Origin of the sequence: Azohydromonas australica DSM 1124, assembly GCF_000430725.1 — a bacterium.
Lineage (GTDB): Bacteria > Pseudomonadota > Gammaproteobacteria > Burkholderiales > Burkholderiaceae_C > Azohydromonas > Azohydromonas australica.
The window spans coordinates 237,131-252,131 of sequence record NZ_KE387203.1 but is presented as its reverse complement, the minus strand read 5'-3'; the positions used below and the strand labels follow the sequence as shown (position 1 = coordinate 252,131).

The following is a 15,001-nucleotide window of genomic DNA, read 5'->3' as shown; positions in this document are numbered from 1 at the left end:
GCCGTTGCTGGGTTAGGTTGCGAATCCGCTGCCCCGGCGCGCCTTGCGGTGCGGGGAAACTGCCCAGGCGGTGCGAAGGCAGCGGGACAGCGGTCCCGGGGTGCTCCGGCGTTCAGGACTGCGGCGTGCCGCCGTCCCCGAACGGTCCGCGCTGCGCCCACCACTTCAGCACGATGTCGGTCGATGCCTCCACCGTCTGTGCCGAGTTGTCCAGCAGCAGCGCGTCCTCGGCCGGCTTCAAGGGAGCGATCAAGCGGTTGCGATCCCGCTCGTCCCTGGACTCAAGGTCGGCCCGGAGCTCGTCGATGCTAGCAGAAATTCCTTTTGAAATCAATTGCTTATATCGGCGCTCGGCGCGCATGGCCGGACTGGCGGTGAGGAACACCTTCAGCGGCGCGTCCGGGAAGATGACGGTGCCCATGTCGCGCCCGTCGGCCACCAGCCCCGGGGCGCGGCGGAAGGCCAGCTGCACCGCGTACAGCGCCGCGCGCAGCTCCGGCAGCGCGGAGATGCGTGAGGCGGTGGTGCCCACCTCCTCGCGGCGCAGCTCGCCGCTGACGTCCCGGCCGTCCAGCCACAGCCGCTCGCCCTCGAAGCGCAGGTTCAGCCCGCGCGCCAGCGCAGCCATCGCCGGGCCGTCGGTGGTGTCCACGCCGCGGGTGAGGGCAGCCAGCGCCGTGACGCGGTAGAGCGAGCCCGAATCCAGCGTGTGGTAGCCCAGCGCCTGCGCCACCGAGCTCGCCAGCGTGCCCTTGCCCGAGGCGGTGGGGCCGTCGATGGTGATCACGGGCACCAGCGAGCGCTCGGTGGTGGAGAGGCTGAACAGCGTCTCGAAGTAGTCGGGGAAGGTCTTGGCCACGCAGCGCGGGTCCAGGATGCGCACCGGCACCACCGGGTCGGCCGAGGCCAGCGGGTTGAACGCCGCCAGCGACAGGCACATCGCCATGCGGTGGTCGTCGTAGGTGTGGATGGCGCCGGCCTTCCAGCCCGAGGCCGGCGGCGGCGACACCTCGATGAAGTCCTCGCCTTCCACCACCGTGGCGCCCACCTTGCGCAGCTCCGCGGCCATGGCGGCGATGCGGTCGGTCTCCTTGACGCGCCAGCTCGCGATGTTGGTCAGCCGCGTGCTGCCGCGCGCGTACAGCGCCATCACCGCCAGCGTCATGGCCGCGTCGGGAATGTGGTTGCAGTCCAGGTCGATGGCGCGCAGCGGCCATGCGCCGCGCTGCACCTCGATGTAGTTGGGCCCCAGGTGCACCGAGGCGCCCATGGCGCGCGCGGCGTCCACGAAGGCCACGTCGCCCTGGATCGACTCGCTGCCCACGCCCTCGATGCGCACCGGCGCGTCGGTGGCGGCGATCGCCCCCAGCGCCACGAAGTACGAGGCCGAGGAGGCGTCTCCCTCCACCCACACCTCGCCCGGCGAGCGGTAGGCGCTGCCCTGCGGGATGGTGAAGCGCTCCCAGCCCTCGCGCTGCACCTCGATGCCGAAGCGCGCCAGCAGCTTGAGCGTGATGTCGATGTAGGGCTTGGAGATGAGCTCGCCCTGCACCTCGACCGTGATCGCGCCGTCCGCGCTCACCAGCGGCAGCGCCAGCAGCAGCGCGGTGAGGAACTGGCTGGAGACGTCGCCGCGCACGCGGATGGGCGCGGCCGTGTCCACCCGGCCGCCGGCGGCGCCCGTGAGGCGCAGCGGCGGGTAGCCATCCTGGCCCAGGTACTCCACGCCGCAGCCGAGCTGGCGCAGCGCGTCCACCAGGTCGCCGATGGGGCGCTCGTGCATGCGCGGCACGCCCGAGAGCTCGAAGTTGCCGCCCTGCGTGGCGGCCAGCAGCGCCAGCGCCGCGGTGAGCGGGCGCATCGCGGTGCCGGCGTTGCCCAGGAAGAGCTGCGCTTCGTGCACCTGCAGCCGTCCGCCCAGGCCCGTGACGCGCAGCGGGCCGCCGGCGGTGCCGGGCTCCACGCCGCAGCCCAGGCGGCCCAGCGAGTCCAGCATCACGCGCGTGTCGTCGGAGTCGAGCAGGTCGTGCACCAGCGTCTGGCCTTCGCACAGGCCGGCCAGCAGCAGCACGCGGTTGGAGATGCTCTTGGAGCCCGGCAGGCGCACCGTGCCGGCGGCGCCGGTGAGCGGGGGCAGGTCGAGGAAGGGAAGGTCGTACATGCGTGGGTCGCGTGGGCCGCGCGCCGCACGGGAGCGGCACGCGAGGGTGTTCAGCGGGACTGTGAGGGCGGCGCGCCCAGATGCCAGCGCGCGCGCGCCTGCGCCACCTGGCGGATATGGTCTTCCAGCGGCGCGGCGTCGCCCGCGCGCAGCTGCTGCTCGAAGCCGTCCAGCGCCTGGCGGAAGTGCTGCAGCTGGCTCAGCACCTCGTCGCGGTTGAACAGCAGGATGTCGCGCCACATCACTGGGTCGCTGGCGGCGATGCGCGTGAAGTCGCGAAAGCCCGGTCCGGCCAGGGCCAGGAAGTCGGCGCCCTCGGCCTGGTGCGCCACGCCTTCGAAGTAGGCATAGGCCAGCAGGTGCGGCAGGTGGCTGACGGCGGCGAAGGCGGCGTCGTGCGCCTGCGGGTCCATGCAGCGCACGCGCGCGCCCAGGGCTTCCCACAGCGCCGTGGCGCGCTGCACCAGCTCGGCCGGGTTCTCCGGCAGCGGGGTGAGGATGGCGTGGCGGTTGACGTAGAGCGCCGCGTCGGCATGCGCCACGCCGGCCGTCTCCTTGCCGGCGATGGGGTGCGCGGGCACGAAGCGCGCCAGCCGCTCGCCCAGCACGCGCCGCGCCGCGGCCACGGCGTCGCGCTTGGTGCTGCCGACGTCCATCAGCAGCGCATCGGGGCCCAGCACCGGCGCCACCGCGGCCAGCACGCCCTCGGTGGCCGCCACCGGCACCGCCACCAGCACCAGGTCGGCGCCCTGGGCCGCCTGGGCCGCCGAGTCGGCGACCGCGTCGATGACGTTGAGCCGCAGCGCCTTGTCCAGGGCGGCGGCGTCGGGGCCGCAGCCCACGACCTGGTTCACCAGCCCGGCGCGGCGCAGCGCCAGGGCGAAGGAGCCGCCCATGAGGCCGCAGCCCACCAGCGCCAGCCGCTCGAAACGCATGGTCAGTGCCGGTCCAGCGGGTAGCCGCCCAGCAGCTTGAAGAAGCTGCAATGCGCGCGCAGCGTCTGCAGCGCCTGCGCGACGTGCGGCTCCTCGGGATGGCCCTGCAGGTCGACGTAGAAGTAGTACTCCCACTGGCCCGAGCGCGCCGGGCGCGACTCGAAGCGGGTCATCGACACGCCGGCGGCCTTGAGCGGCACCAGCAGGTCCACCATCGCGCCGGGGCGGTTGGCCACCGCCACCACCAGGCTGGTGCAGTCCATGCCCGACGGGGCGGGCAGGCTCTGGCACTGCGGGTCGGCCACCATCACGAAGCGGGTGCGGTTGCGCGGGTCGTCCTGCACGCCGGGGGCGACCAGGTGCAGCCCGAACTCGTTGCCCGCGCGCACGCTGGCCAGCGCGGCCAGCGACGGGTCCTGCGCCGCCAGGCGCGCGCCCTCGGCATTGCTGGCCACGGGGCGGCGCTCCACGCCCGGCAGATGCTGCGACAGCCACTCGTGGCACTGCCCCAGCGCCTGCGGATGCGCGCACACGGCCTGGATGCCGTCCAGGTCCTCGCGCAGGCGCAGCAGGTTGTGGCGCACCAGCAGGCTGGTCTCGCCGACGATGGACAGCGGCGTGGTGAGGAACAGGTCCATGGAGCGCGCCACGGCGCCCTCGGTGGAGTTCTCCACCGGCACCACGCCGAAGTCGGCCGAGCCGGCGCTGGTGGCGCGGAACACCTCGTCGATGCTGGCGCAGGGCACGCGCACGATGGAGCTGCCGAAGTAGTTGAGCGCCGCCTCCTCGCTGAAGGTGCCCGCCGGGCCCAGGAAGGCCACGCGCGTGGGCGTCTCCAGCGCGCGGCAGGCCGACATCAGCTCGCGCCAGATCGGCGCCAGGTTCTCGTTGCGCAGCGGCCCGGGGTTGACGGCCTTGAGGCCCTCGATCACCTGCTGCTCGCGCTCGGGGCGGAACACCGGCGAGCCTTCCTTCTTCTTGATCTCGCCCACCGCCTGCGCCAGCGCGGCGCGGCGGTTGATCAGCGCCAGCAGCTCGCGGTCCACCGCGTCGATGCACACGCGCAGGCCCGGCAGGTCCTGGGGCAGGGAGGTGTGGTCGTCAGCCATGGCGCGCCTGGAACTCGGTCATGTAGGACACCAGCGCCTGCACGCCTTCGAGCGGCATGGCGTTGTAGATGGAGGCGCGCAGGCCCCCGACGGACTTGTGGCCCTTGAGCTGCAGCAGCCCGCGCTCCACGGCACCCGCCAGGAAGAGCGCGTACAGCCGCTCGTCGGGCATGAAGAAGGGCACGTTCATGCGCGAGCGGCAGTCCGGCGCGACCTTGTTGCTGTAGAAGCCCGAGGCGTCGATGGCGCCGTAGAGCAGCTCGGCCTTCTGCACGGCGCGGCGCTCCAGCTCGGCCACGCCGCCCTGGCGCAGCAGCCACTGGAACACCAGCCCGGCGATGTAGATGGCGTACGTGGGCGGCGTGTTGAACATCGAGCCGTGCTCGGCCACCGTCTTGTAGTCGAAGGCCGAGGGGCACGCGGGCAGCGCGTGGCCCACCAGGTCCTCGCGCACGATGACGATGGTCAGCCCGGCCGGGCCGATGTTCTTCTGCGCGCCGGCGAAGGCCAGGCCCACGCGCGACCAGTCGATGCTGCGCGAGAGGATGTGCGAGGAGCAGTCGATCACCAGCGGCGCGTCGCTGCCCAGCGCCTTGAGGTCGGGCAGCTCTTGGAACTCGACGCCGTGGATGGTCTCGTTGCTGCACACGTGCAGGTAGCGCGCGCCGCGGCGCAGCTTCCAGCTGGCCGGGTCGGGCAGCGTGGTGTGGCTGCCGTCGTCGGCGGTGTTGGTCGCAGCGAGCTGCGCGTCGCAGTACTTCTTCGCTTCCTTGAACGACTTCTGCGACCAGCTGCCGGTGACCACGAAGTCCACCGCCGCGCCGCCCGAGAGGTTCAGCGGCACGATGGCGTTCTCGGCCAGGCCGCCGCCCTGCATGAACAGGATGTGGAAATTCGGCGGCACCGCCAGCAGGCGGCGCAGGTCGGCCTCGGCCTGGTGGGCGATGGAGATGAACTCCTTGCCGCGGTGGCTCATCTCCATGACGCTCATGCCGCTGCCGTGCCAGTCGAGCATCTCGGCGGCGGCCTGCTCCAGCACCTCGGCCGGCAGGGCCGCCGGGCCGGCGGAGAAGTTGTAGGGGCGCTGCTTCATGGCTTCACTTCTTGGCGGCGGGGGCGCTGGCGGCCGGCACGGGCACGCCGGCGGCTTCGAAGCGCTTGCGCATGGCCTGCTCCATGCGCTGGATCTTCGGGTCGAGCGTCGGGGCCAGATCCGCGCCCAGCTTCTGCGCCAGCGACTGCTCCATCTCGGGCATGAGCTGCTGGAACTTGCGGTTCACGGGCGATTCCATCCAGGCGATCACCTGCTTGAGCTCGTCCTCGCTGAACTTCTCCTCCAGCAGCGCGCCGACGGTGGAGGGCGCGAGCTTGACCACGCGCTCGCGCGCCGCCGGCACGGCCTCCTCGGCGTACTTCTTGGCCTCGGCCTGGAGGTCCTTGGCCAGCGCCTCGCGCTTCTCGGGCGCCACGCGGGCCTGCACCAGCTGGCCGGCCTGCTGCAGCATCAGCAGCGCCGGGCGCTCGGCCAGGCTGCGCGCCATGCCTTCGAGGCTGGGCTGCTGCAACTGCAGCACCTTCTGCACCAGCTCCTTCTTGGTCTGGGCGTGTGCACCGCCGGCCACGGCCAGCGCCGCGGCCAGCGCGATCGACTTCCACATGTCAGTTGTTCTCCTCGCCGGCCTCGGGTGCGACGGCGTTGTCGTTCGCTTCGCCAGCTTCGGGTGAAGCAGCGCTTTCCACGTTGGCATCGTTCTCGACGATGCGTTGCAGGCCGCCCAGGCGCGCGCCGTCGTCCAGCGCGATCAGCGTCACGCCCTGCGTGGCGCGGCCCATCTCGCGGATCTCGGAGACACGGGTGCGCACCAGCACGCCGCGGTCGGTGATGAGCATGATCTCGTCGGCCTCGCGCACCAGCGTGGCGGCCACGACCTTGCCGTTGCGCTCGCTTTGCTGGATGGCGATCATCCCCTTGGTGCCGCGCCCGTGGCGCGTGTACTCGGTGATGGGCGTGCGCTTGCCGAAGCCGTTCTCGGTGGCGGTGAGCACGCTCTGCGACTCGTCCTCGGCCACCAGCATCGCGATCACGCTCTGGCCCGGCTCCAGGTTCATGCCGCGGTTGCCGCGCGCGTTGCGGCCCATCGGGCGCAGATCGTCCTCGGGGAAGCGCACCGCCTTGCCGCCATCGGAGAACAGCATCACGTCGTGCTGGCCGTCGGTGAGCGCCGCGCCCACGAGGTAGTCGCCGTCATCGAGCGTGACGGCGATGATGCCGGCCTTGCGCGGGTTGCTGAACTCGTCCAGCGGCGTCTTCTTGACCGTGCCCAGGGCCGTGGCCATGAACACGTAGTGGTCGCCGGGGAAGGTGCGGAACTCGCCCGTGAGCGGCAGCACGACGGTGATCTTCTCGTCGGGCTGCAGCGGGAACATGTTGACGATGGGCTTGCCGCGCGAGGCGCGCCCGCCCTGCGGCACCTCCCAGACCTTGAGCCAGTACACGCGCCCGCGGTTGGAGAAGCACAGGATCCAGTCGTGCGTGTTGGCGATGAAGAGCTGGTCGATCCAGTCGTCTTCCTTGGTCTGCGCCGCCTGCTTGCCGCGCCCGCCGCGCTTCTGTGCGCGGTACTCGGCCAGCGGCTGGCTCTTGATGTAGCCCGTGTGCGAGAGCGTCACGACCATGTCGGTGGGCGTGATCAGGTCCTCGGTGCCGAGCTCCTGCACGTTGTGCTCGATGGTCGAGCGCCGCGCGCCGACCTTGGTCTGGCCGAACTCCGTGCGCAGCGCCTTGAGCTCGTCGCTGATGATGGTCGTCACGCGCTCGGGCCGCGCCAGGATGTCGAGCAGGTCGGCGATGGTGGCCATCACGTCGCGGTACTCGCCGATGATCTTGTCCTGCTCCAGGCCCGTGAGGCGTTGCAGCCGCATCTGCAGGATCTCGCCGGCCTGCTCGTCGGAGAGGCGGTACAGCCCGTCGGGCTGCAGCCCGTAGTGCGAGGGCAGGCCCTCGGGGCGGAAGGCCTCGCGGCCGCCGATGGCGCCGGTCTGGGCGCGGGCAAGCATCTCGCGCACCAGCGACGAGTCCCAGCTGCGCGCCATCAGCTCCGTGCGCGCCAGCGGCGGCGTGGGTGCCGCCTTGATGATGGCGATGAACTCGTCGATGTTGGCCAGCGCCACGGCCAGGCCTTCGAGCACGTGGCCGCGCTCGCGCGCGCGGCGCAGCTCGTACACGGTGCGGCGCGTGACGACCTCGCGCCGGTGCTCCAGGAAGATCTCCAGCAGCTGCTTGAGGTTGCACAGCTTGGGCTGGCCGTCCACCAGGGCGACCATGTTGATGCCGAAACTGTCCTGCAGCTGCGTCTGCTTGTAGAGGTTGTTGAGCACGACCTCCGGCACCTCGCCGCGCTTGAGCTCGATCACCACGCGCATGCCGGACTTGTCGGACTCGTCCTGGATGTGGCTGATGCCTTCGAGCTTCTTCTCGTTGACGAGCTCGGCGATGCGCTCCAGCAGCGTCTTCTTGTTGACTTGGTACGGAATCTCGTCAACGACGATGGCCTGGCGCTCACCGTTCTTGCCGATGTCCTCGAAGTGGCAGCGCGCGCGCATCACCACCTTGCCGCGGCCGCTGCGGTAGCCCTCGCGCACGCCGTTGAGGCCGTAGATGATGCCGGCGGTGGGGAAGTCCGGCGCCGGGATGATCTCCATGAGCTCGTCGAGCGTGGCCTCGGGCGCGCCCAGTAGGTGCAGGCACGCGTCCACGACCTCGTTGAGGTTGTGCGGCGGGATGTTGGTGGCCATGCCCACGGCGATGCCGGCGCTGCCGTTGACCAGCAGGTTGGGCAGCCGCGTGGGCAGCACCAGCGGCTCCTTCTCGGAGCCGTCGTAGTTGGGGCCGAAATCGACGGTTTCCTTGTCGATGTCGGCCAGCATCTCGTGGGCAACTTTCGACAGGCGGATCTCGGTGTAGCGCATGGCCGCGGCGTTGTCGCCGTCCACGGAGCCGAAGTTCCCCTGGCCGTCCACGAGCATGTGGCGCAGGCTGAAGTCCTGTGCCATGCGCACGATGGTGTCGTACACCGCGCTGTCGCCGTGCGGGTGGTATTTACCGATCACGTCGCCGACGATGCGGGCGGACTTCTTGTACGGGCGGTTCCAGTCGTTGTTGAGCTCGTGCATGGCGTACAGCACGCGCCGGTGCACAGGCTTGAGGCCGTCGCGCGCATCGGGCAGGGCGCGGCCCACGATCACGCTCATGGCGTAATCGAGATACGAGCGCCGCATCTCCTCTTCGAGGCTAATGGGCAGGGTTTCCTTGGCGAACTGGGTCATGAGACGACGGGCACGACCTTCGCGCGCGGGCGCGGAGCCGGCTCCGCGTAAAGCAGCGGATCGACCATTCTAAGCGGCACGGCCTGTAGCTCCGGCGCAACAGGGGAAGGCGCCACGCCGGGGCGTCCGGGCCAAAATGGGCGGGTCAAGAAACCCCCGATGGCACAATGGGTCGTCGGTGGTGATCGCTCGCGAGACCGGGTGTTTGCCGGGTTGTCTTGCTTCCGATTCGGACGTTTCGCAGAGTCCTGCGGCTTTCCTTGAGAGGAGAATCAATGAAGAAACTGAACGCCGTGGCGGTGCTGTTTGCATCCGCCGCGCTTGCTGCCCCGCTGTCGAGCGCGTTTGCCCAGACGGTCGACAACTGGCGTGCCACGGACGGCACGGTCGTCAAGAACGGTACCAACGAACTGTGCTGGCGCGATTCCTCCTGGACGCCGGCCACCGCCGACAAGGCCTGCGACGGCGCGCTGAAGCCGCCCGCGCCCGCCCCCGTGGCTCCGCCGGCCGCTGCCCCGGCCCCGGCTCCGGCGCCCGCCCCGGCCCCGGCCGTCGTGCCGCCCGCTCCGGTGAGCGAGAAGGTCACCTACGCCGCTGACGCGTTCTTCGACTTCGACAAGGCTGTGCTGAAGCCCGAAGCCCGCGCCAAGCTGGACGACCTGGTGGCCAAGACCGGTGGCGTGAACCTGGAAGTCATCATCGCCGTGGGTCACACCGACTCCGTCGGCACCGATGCCTACAACCAGCGTCTGTCGGTGCGCCGCGCCGAAGCCGTCAAGACCTACCTGGTGGGCAAGGGCGTCGAGAAGAACCGCGTGTACACCGAAGGCAAGGGCGAGAAGCAGCCCGTGGCCGACAACAAGACCGCCGACGGCCGTTCCAAGAACCGCCGCGTCGAGATCGAAGTGGTCGGTACGCGCGCCAAGTAAGCCGTCGGGTCTTCGGACCGATGCGTCAGCAAACCCCGCCCCGGCGGGGTTTGTGCTTTTCTGTAGGGCTACGATGGGCGCCATGATCAACGCCGACCCCCAGGAGCTGGCCAAGTTCAGCGAGCTCGCCCACCGCTGGTGGGACCCCGACAGTGAATTCCGTCCCTTGCACCAGATCAATCCGTTGCGGCTGCAGTGGATCGAGTCGCTGGTGCCTTTGGCCAACAAGCAGGTGCTCGACGTGGGCTGCGGCGGGGGCATCCTGGCCGAAGCCATGGCACAGCGCAGCGCGCAGGTGCTGGGCATCGACCTGGCCGTCAAGCCGCTGAAGGTCGCGCAGCTGCACGCGCTGGAGTCCGGCGTGCACAACGTGGACTACCGCGAGGTACCCGTGGAAGCGCTGGCGGCCGAGCAGCCGGCGCGCTTCGACGTGGTGACGTGCATGGAGATGCTGGAGCACGTGCCCGCGCCGGAGTCCGTGGTGGCCGCCTGTGCCGCGCTGGTCAAGCCCGGCGGCTGGGTCTTCTTCTCCACGCTCAACCGCAATCCCAAGGCCTTCCTGTTCGCCATCGTGGGCGCGGAGTACGTGCTCAAGCTGCTGCCGCGCGGCACGCACGAGTACGAGAAATTCATCCGTCCCAGCGAGCTGGCGCGCTGGTGCCGCGAGGCCGGGCTGGAGCTGCAGCGCACGCGAGGGCTGGAATACAACCCCTTCACGCGCCATTACTCGCTGACGCAAGACACCAGCGTCAACTACCTCTTCGCCCTGCGCAAGCCGGCCTGACGAACGTCCGGCGCCTGCGCGCCGGCTGCTGTTGCCCATGACCGCCTCTATCCGTTGCGTGCTCTTCGATCTTGACGGCACGCTCATCGACAGCGCCCCAGACCTGGCCGGTGCCGCCAATGCCATGCGCGTGGCGCGCGGCCTGCCCGAAGTGCCTTACGAGCGGCTGCGCCCGATGGTGGGTACGGGCGCACGCGGCATGGTTGGCGCGGCTTTCGGCAGCGCGCCCGGCGACGCCGGCTTCGAGGCGCTGCGCGACGAATTCCTGCAGCGCTATGCCCAGGGCCTGCTGCAGCGCACGGCCGTGTTCGAGGCCATGGTGCCGGTGCTGCAGGCGCTGGAGCGCGCGGCGCTGCGCTGGGGCATCGTGACCAACAAGCACGAGCGCTTCACGCTGCCGGTGGTGCAGGGGCTGGGCTTGCAGGAGCGCGCCGCCGCCCTCATCTGCGGCGACACCACGGCGCACTCCAAGCCGCATCCCGAGCCGCTGCTGGAGGCGGCTCGCCGCGTGGGCGTGGCGCCACAGGCCTGCGTCTACGTCGGCGACGACCTGCGCGACGTGCAGGCCGGGCGCGCCGCGGGCATGGCCACGCTGGCCGCCGCCTGGGGCTACTTGGGCGAGAGTGAGCCGATTCACGAGTGGGGCGCCGATGCCGTGATCGAAAATCCCCTTGGGCTCTTGAAGTGGCTTGAACTGGCTTAAAATAGATGCTTCCTCAGCAAAGGGGCCGACCCGGTTTCGACGTGGGTGCGGATCCGGCGCAGGGCATGTCGAGCACCAGTTCGCTCGTAAATCCACTGGAACAAAGTAACTGCGAACGACGAACGTTTCGCCCTCGCCGCTTAACACCGGTGAGCCTCTCAACGGCAGGCCGATGGGCCGGGCCCGCAAGGGCTGAGAGGTCATTCACATCGGCTGGTTGCTGACCGGGTCACTCGGTCGGTAGCGAGATCAAGTGACTGGCTCCACGGGTAGCGTGCTGCTGCGCGACCCGCGGGGTGAGACTCAAATCAGTCAGCTAAACATGTAGAACTGTCCGGTGATGGCTTGCGGACGGGGGTTCAATTCCCCCCGGCTCCACCAATCACAGCAAAAAGCCCTGTCGCGCAAGCGGCAGGGCTTTTTCATTGGTACGCCCGCTCAGCCCCGGCCCACGTAGGGCATGCCGGTGGCCATCACGGTCATGGTCAGCACGTTGGCTTCCAGCGGCAGCCGCGCCATGGCCAGAAAGGTGCTCACCACGGCGTCCATGCGCATGCGCGGCTCGGAGCGCACGCTGCCGTCGGCCTGCAGCGCGCCCTGCGCCATCAGCTCCGTCATGTCGGTGGCGACGTTGCCGATGTCGATCTGCCCCACGGCGATGTCGAAGGCCCGCCCTTCCAGCGCCGCGGCGCGCGTGAGGCCGCTGATGGCGTGCTTGGTGATGGTGTAGGCCGCCGACAGCGGCCGCGGCACGTGCGCCGAGATCGAGCCGTTGTTGATGATCCGCCCGCCCCGCGGCGACTGCTGCTTCATCAGCCGGAACGCCTGCTGCGTGCACAGGAAGGGCGCGTGCAGGTTCACGTCCACCGCCGACTGCCAGCGCTCCAGCGGCAACTCCTCCAGCGGCGTGGGCGCGGTGAAGGTGCCGGCGTTGTTGAACAGCAGGTCCAGCCGCCCGAAGCGCTGCTGCAGCGTGTCGAAGAGCCGCTGCACGGCCGCGGCGTCGGACACGTCCGCGCTCAGCGCCAGCGCGCGCTGCCCGATGTCGCCCCAGGGATCGCCCGCCGCCACGATGGCCTCTTCCAGCGGCTGCAGCCGCCGCCCGGCGAAGACCACGCGCCAGCCGTCGCGCAGCAGCGCCTGCGCGCACGCGCGCCCGATGCCGCTGCCCGCGCCGGTGACGAGGGCGACCTTGTCGTGAGGAGTGCTGCTGTTCATGGGGATGTCTCGTGGAAGAGTTGGTTGAGAAGTCGACGCCCGGGACGGCGGCCGCGCCGGCCCGGGCCGTGCCCGGGGACGCGCAGTATGTCGCAGCCCCATGCAGGCCTCCGGAGCAGGTTCGGGGCGCGGCCACAATCGCGCCATGAACACCTTTACCCAAGTCCAGCTCTTCACCGACGCCGACGGCCGTGCCCGCTTCCGCGAGGTGGAGATTGCCCTGTCCGAAGGCACGCCCGCGTCGCGGCTGTCGCAGCTCATGCCCGCGGCCGCGCTGCAGTTGCGCGAGAGCCCGGTGGGCTTCAAGAGCGACTTCCACTGCACGGGCAACCCGCAATGGCTGTTCGTGCTGCGCGGACGCATGGAGATCGGGCTGCAGGACGGCAGCACCCGCGTCTTCGGCCCGGGCGAGCATTTCTACTCCGCCGACACGCTGCCCGAAGGCGCGGTGTTCGACCCCGCGCTGCACGGCCACCGCAGCCGCCAGCTTGGCGACGAGCCGCTGGTGACGCTGTTCGTGCGCGCCTGAGCCAGACCGTTCCGCGAAGAACGATCGCGGCTCGCGGCGCGGGCCACGACCTGTACCGGGCACGTGCGTTGCCGACTCCTCAAGGCCAGGACGCGACGCCCGATGGCACGGAACTGCATGTTCCGCACCATCAGGCGCCGACGTCGGCTTAACTCATCAGGAGTCGATCACATGAGCATCGTTCGCAAGAGCCTTTTGGCCGCCGCCCTCTGTGCGGCCACGGCTTCCGGTCTGGTCTACGCGCAGTCCACCACCGGCTCGGGTACGACGGACAGCCCCAGCAGCACGGGCATGGGCGGCGCAACCCCGGGCGTGCCGGCGCCTACCGGCCCCAACTCGGCCACCAGCCCCAGCGTCACTGGCGCGGGCACGGGCAGCACCTCCGGTTCTTCCGCGACTGGCGCCACCGGCTCCAGCATGGGCAGCACCACCGGTGCGGGGACGGGCAGCACCAGCTCCGGCAGCATGGGCACCACCGGCTCGGGCACGGGCTCCAGCACCACTGGCGCCACTGGCAACAGCACGTCGGGCAACATGGGCACTACCCCGGGCACCATGGGCAACAACGCGCCCAGCAGCACCACCGGCAGCGGCTCGACCTCGTCGGGCATGAGTGGTTCCTCCTCGGGCACGGGCATGTCCGGCAGCAGCTCCACCGGCAGCAGCATGGGCACCGGCTCGACGGGCAGCAGCTACGGCAGCGGCAGCAGCACCCGCGCACCGCGCACCGACCGCAACTGAGTCCGCAGCGGGGCTTCCACGCGAAGCCCTTGTGCTGCAAGACAAAGGGACCGCCTCGGCGGTCCCTTTCTGCTTTGGCCTCCAGGGCGGGGTCGGGCTTAGGGCAGCAGGGGCTTGGTAGCGCTGCTGCGGCCGGCGCCGTTCGAGGCCTGGGCCAGCGCCGTCGCGTAGGGCGGCAGGCGCAGGAATACCTCGCGCAGCGGACGCACTTCCGGCAGGACGTACACCACGGGCGCGGCGCCGCTGCGGCTGACCGGCATCAGCACCTTCTCGAAGAAGGCCACCGGCACGTTGATGCAGCCGTAGGAGATGCGGTTGTCATCCGCGCGCGGCGTCGCCAGGCGCTGCAGCCGGCGCTCCTTCGGGTTGGTCGTGAGCACGCGGTGCATGGAGACCGCGGCCTCGTAGTCCACCCACAGCACGTCCTCGCCGCGCATGTTGTGGCCGATCTCGCCCTGGAAGCGCCCGGCCGGCGTGGTGCGCTCGTGCGGCAGCACCTGCGCCAGCGGCCGTTCGCCGATGCCGGGCACGGTGTCATCGCCGCGCGCCGAGCCCAGAAGCACCGGCGAGGCGCCGCGCAGCTTGCCGGCCGCATCGAACACGTACAGCCGCGCCTTGCGCTTGTCCACGAGCAGGAAGGGCTTCGACTGCGCGTCGTCCGTGGACACGACCCAGTCCGCCATGCGGCGCGTCTCGCTGGTGGGACGCTGCGTGCCGAAATCCGCCCGCGGCGCCCCCAGCGCCGCACCGGCGAGCGTCAGCCCCGCCAGCAGCATCGATAAACGCCTGCACCCGTTCAAGACCGTTCTCCCGTTGCCCTGGTTGCACGGCTGCAGGCAAGGCGAGTTCCCGGCGCCGCGCCCAGGCCTTTCACCGGGGGAGGGCCTGAGGCCGCCGTCCCGGCATCCCGATTGCGAAACGCCAGCCAGAGCGCCGGAGCGGCTGGCCGGCGGCGGAGCCTGTGCAGCGGGCACGTCGCGCAACGGCCTCAGCGGCTCCTGGTTTTGTCCAAAGCCCACATGCCCGGCGCCATGTCGCCGAAGGAGTCCCGTCATGGAAAGCCGCGCCCGCCTGCTGGGCCATCCCGTGCACCAGCAACTCATCGTCTTCCCGCTGGGGCTGCTGGCCACCGCGCTGCTGTTCGACCTGGTGTACCTGGTCGGCGGCAACGGCACGATGGCCTTCGTCTCCTATTGCCTGATCTCCGTGGGCCTGCTCACCGGGCTGGTGGCCGCGCCCTTCGGCACCATCGACTGGCTGGCCATCCCTGCCGGCACGCGCGCCAAGCGCATCGGGCTGCTGCACGGGGTGGGCAACCTGGTGGTGATGGGCGTCTTCCTGGGCAGCTGGCTGCTGCGCCGCGGCACGCCCGAGGCGCCCGAAGCCGGCGCCTTTGTGCTGTCCTTCGCCGCCGGGGCGCTGGCGCTGGTGACGGCGTGGCTGGGCGGCGAGCTGGTCAGCCGGCTGGGCGTGGGCGTCTCGGACAACGCCGGGCTGAATGCCGGAAGCTCGCTGCGCGACCACAGCTCCGAGAGCGGCCGCGCGCCGCTGAAAGGCCGCTGAGCG

15 protein-coding genes and 1 other RNA gene are annotated in these 15,001 nt (G+C 70.4%); 7 read left to right on the top strand and 9 right to left on the bottom strand.

Annotated features, from left to right (window positions below):
• Positions 1-112 precede the first annotated feature (112 nt).
• The 6 genes from H537_RS0120240 to gyrA are packed head-to-tail and all read right to left on the bottom strand — an operon-like array spanning position 113 to position 8,531.
• Entirely contained in the window at positions 113-2,161 is a 2,049-nt protein-coding gene (locus H537_RS0120240) for a bifunctional 3-phosphoshikimate 1-carboxyvinyltransferase/cytidylate kinase (RefSeq protein WP_028999286.1), read from the bottom strand.
• Positions 2,162-2,211: 50 nt separating this feature from the next.
• Positions 2,212-3,096, bottom strand: a complete 885-nt coding sequence (locus H537_RS0120235) for a prephenate dehydrogenase (RefSeq protein WP_043459342.1) — start codon at positions 3,094-3,096, stop codon at positions 2,212-2,214.
• Positions 3,097-3,098: 2 nt separating this feature from the next.
• Entirely contained in the window at positions 3,099-4,205 is a 1,107-nt protein-coding gene (gene pheA, locus H537_RS0120230) for a prephenate dehydratase (protein ID WP_043459340.1), read from the bottom strand.
• Positions 4,198-5,298 carry a 3-phosphoserine/phosphohydroxythreonine transaminase gene (serC, locus tag H537_RS0120225; protein ID WP_028999283.1) on the bottom strand — a complete coding sequence of 367 codons (1,101 nt, stop codon included), beginning with the start codon at positions 5,296-5,298 and terminating at the stop codon, positions 4,198-4,200. Before serC ends, pheA begins: the two co-directional genes overlap by 8 nt.
• 4 nt (positions 5,299-5,302) lie before the next feature.
• Positions 5,303-5,863: a DUF2059 domain-containing protein gene (locus tag H537_RS0120220; protein ID WP_028999282.1), complete on the bottom strand. Its 561-nt coding sequence runs from the start codon at positions 5,861-5,863 to the stop codon at positions 5,303-5,305.
• Position 5,864: 1 nt separating this feature from the next.
• On the bottom strand, positions 5,865-8,531 hold the full coding sequence (gene gyrA / locus H537_RS0120215) for a DNA gyrase subunit A (protein WP_028999281.1): 2,667 nt from the start codon (positions 8,529-8,531) through the stop codon (positions 5,865-5,867).
• A 275-nt stretch (positions 8,532-8,806) separates the two neighbouring features.
• Between gyrA and ompA the strand changes: the two genes are divergently transcribed.
• From ompA to ssrA, 4 genes are all read left to right on the top strand, one after another.
• Positions 8,807-9,460 (top strand): outer membrane protein OmpA, encoded by a 654-nt coding sequence (ompA, locus tag H537_RS0120210; RefSeq protein ID WP_028999280.1) that lies wholly within the window; start codon positions 8,807-8,809, stop codon positions 9,458-9,460.
• 82 nt (positions 9,461-9,542) lie between these two features.
• Entirely contained in the window at positions 9,543-10,244 is a 702-nt protein-coding gene (gene ubiG, locus H537_RS0120205) for a bifunctional 2-polyprenyl-6-hydroxyphenol methylase/3-demethylubiquinol 3-O-methyltransferase UbiG (protein ID WP_028999279.1), read from the top strand.
• Positions 10,245-10,281: 37 nt separating this feature from the next.
• Complete coding sequence (gene gph, locus H537_RS0120200; protein ID WP_043459336.1) at positions 10,282-10,947, top strand: phosphoglycolate phosphatase; 666 nt, start codon at positions 10,282-10,284, stop codon at positions 10,945-10,947.
• Positions 10,948-10,968: 21 nt separating this feature from the next.
• Positions 10,969-11,328, top strand: a transfer-messenger RNA (tmRNA) gene (gene ssrA / locus H537_RS50375).
• Positions 11,329-11,385: 57 nt separating this feature from the next.
• On the opposite strand, the gene H537_RS0120195 is transcribed toward ssrA, so the two are convergent.
• Complete coding sequence (locus H537_RS0120195) at positions 11,386-12,165, bottom strand: SDR family oxidoreductase (RefSeq protein ID WP_028999277.1); 780 nt, start codon at positions 12,163-12,165, stop codon at positions 11,386-11,388.
• A gap of 145 nt (positions 12,166-12,310) precedes the next feature.
• On the opposite strand from H537_RS0120195, the gene H537_RS0120190 reads away from it, so the two are divergent.
• Positions 12,311-12,694 carry a cupin domain-containing protein gene (locus H537_RS0120190; RefSeq protein WP_028999276.1) on the top strand — a complete coding sequence of 128 codons (384 nt, stop codon included), beginning with the start codon at positions 12,311-12,313 and terminating at the stop codon, positions 12,692-12,694.
• Between the two features lie 236 nt (positions 12,695-12,930).
• Here the strand turns inward: H537_RS0120190 and H537_RS56560 are convergent, their stop codons facing one another.
• Entirely contained in the window at positions 12,931-13,305 is a 375-nt protein-coding gene (locus H537_RS56560; protein WP_051243020.1) for a hypothetical protein, read from the bottom strand.
• Here H537_RS56560 and H537_RS56305 point away from each other — a divergent pair.
• Complete coding sequence (locus tag H537_RS56305) at positions 13,304-13,435, top strand: hypothetical protein (protein ID WP_259375240.1); 132 nt, start codon at positions 13,304-13,306, stop codon at positions 13,433-13,435. The two genes, H537_RS56560 and H537_RS56305, sit on opposite strands and share 2 nt — an antisense overlap.
• Before the next feature lie 98 nt (positions 13,436-13,533).
• Here the strand turns inward: H537_RS56305 and H537_RS44385 are convergent, their stop codons facing one another.
• A complete protein-coding gene (locus tag H537_RS44385) occupies positions 13,534-14,211 on the bottom strand; it encodes a L,D-transpeptidase (protein WP_064736007.1) in 678 nt (225 codons plus the stop codon).
• Positions 14,212-14,488: 277 nt separating this feature from the next.
• Between H537_RS44385 and H537_RS0120170 the strand changes: the two genes are divergently transcribed.
• Positions 14,489-14,998: a DUF2231 domain-containing protein gene (locus H537_RS0120170; protein WP_028999275.1), complete on the top strand. Its 510-nt coding sequence runs from the start codon at positions 14,489-14,491 to the stop codon at positions 14,996-14,998.
• Positions 14,999-15,001: the final 3 nt, after the last annotated feature.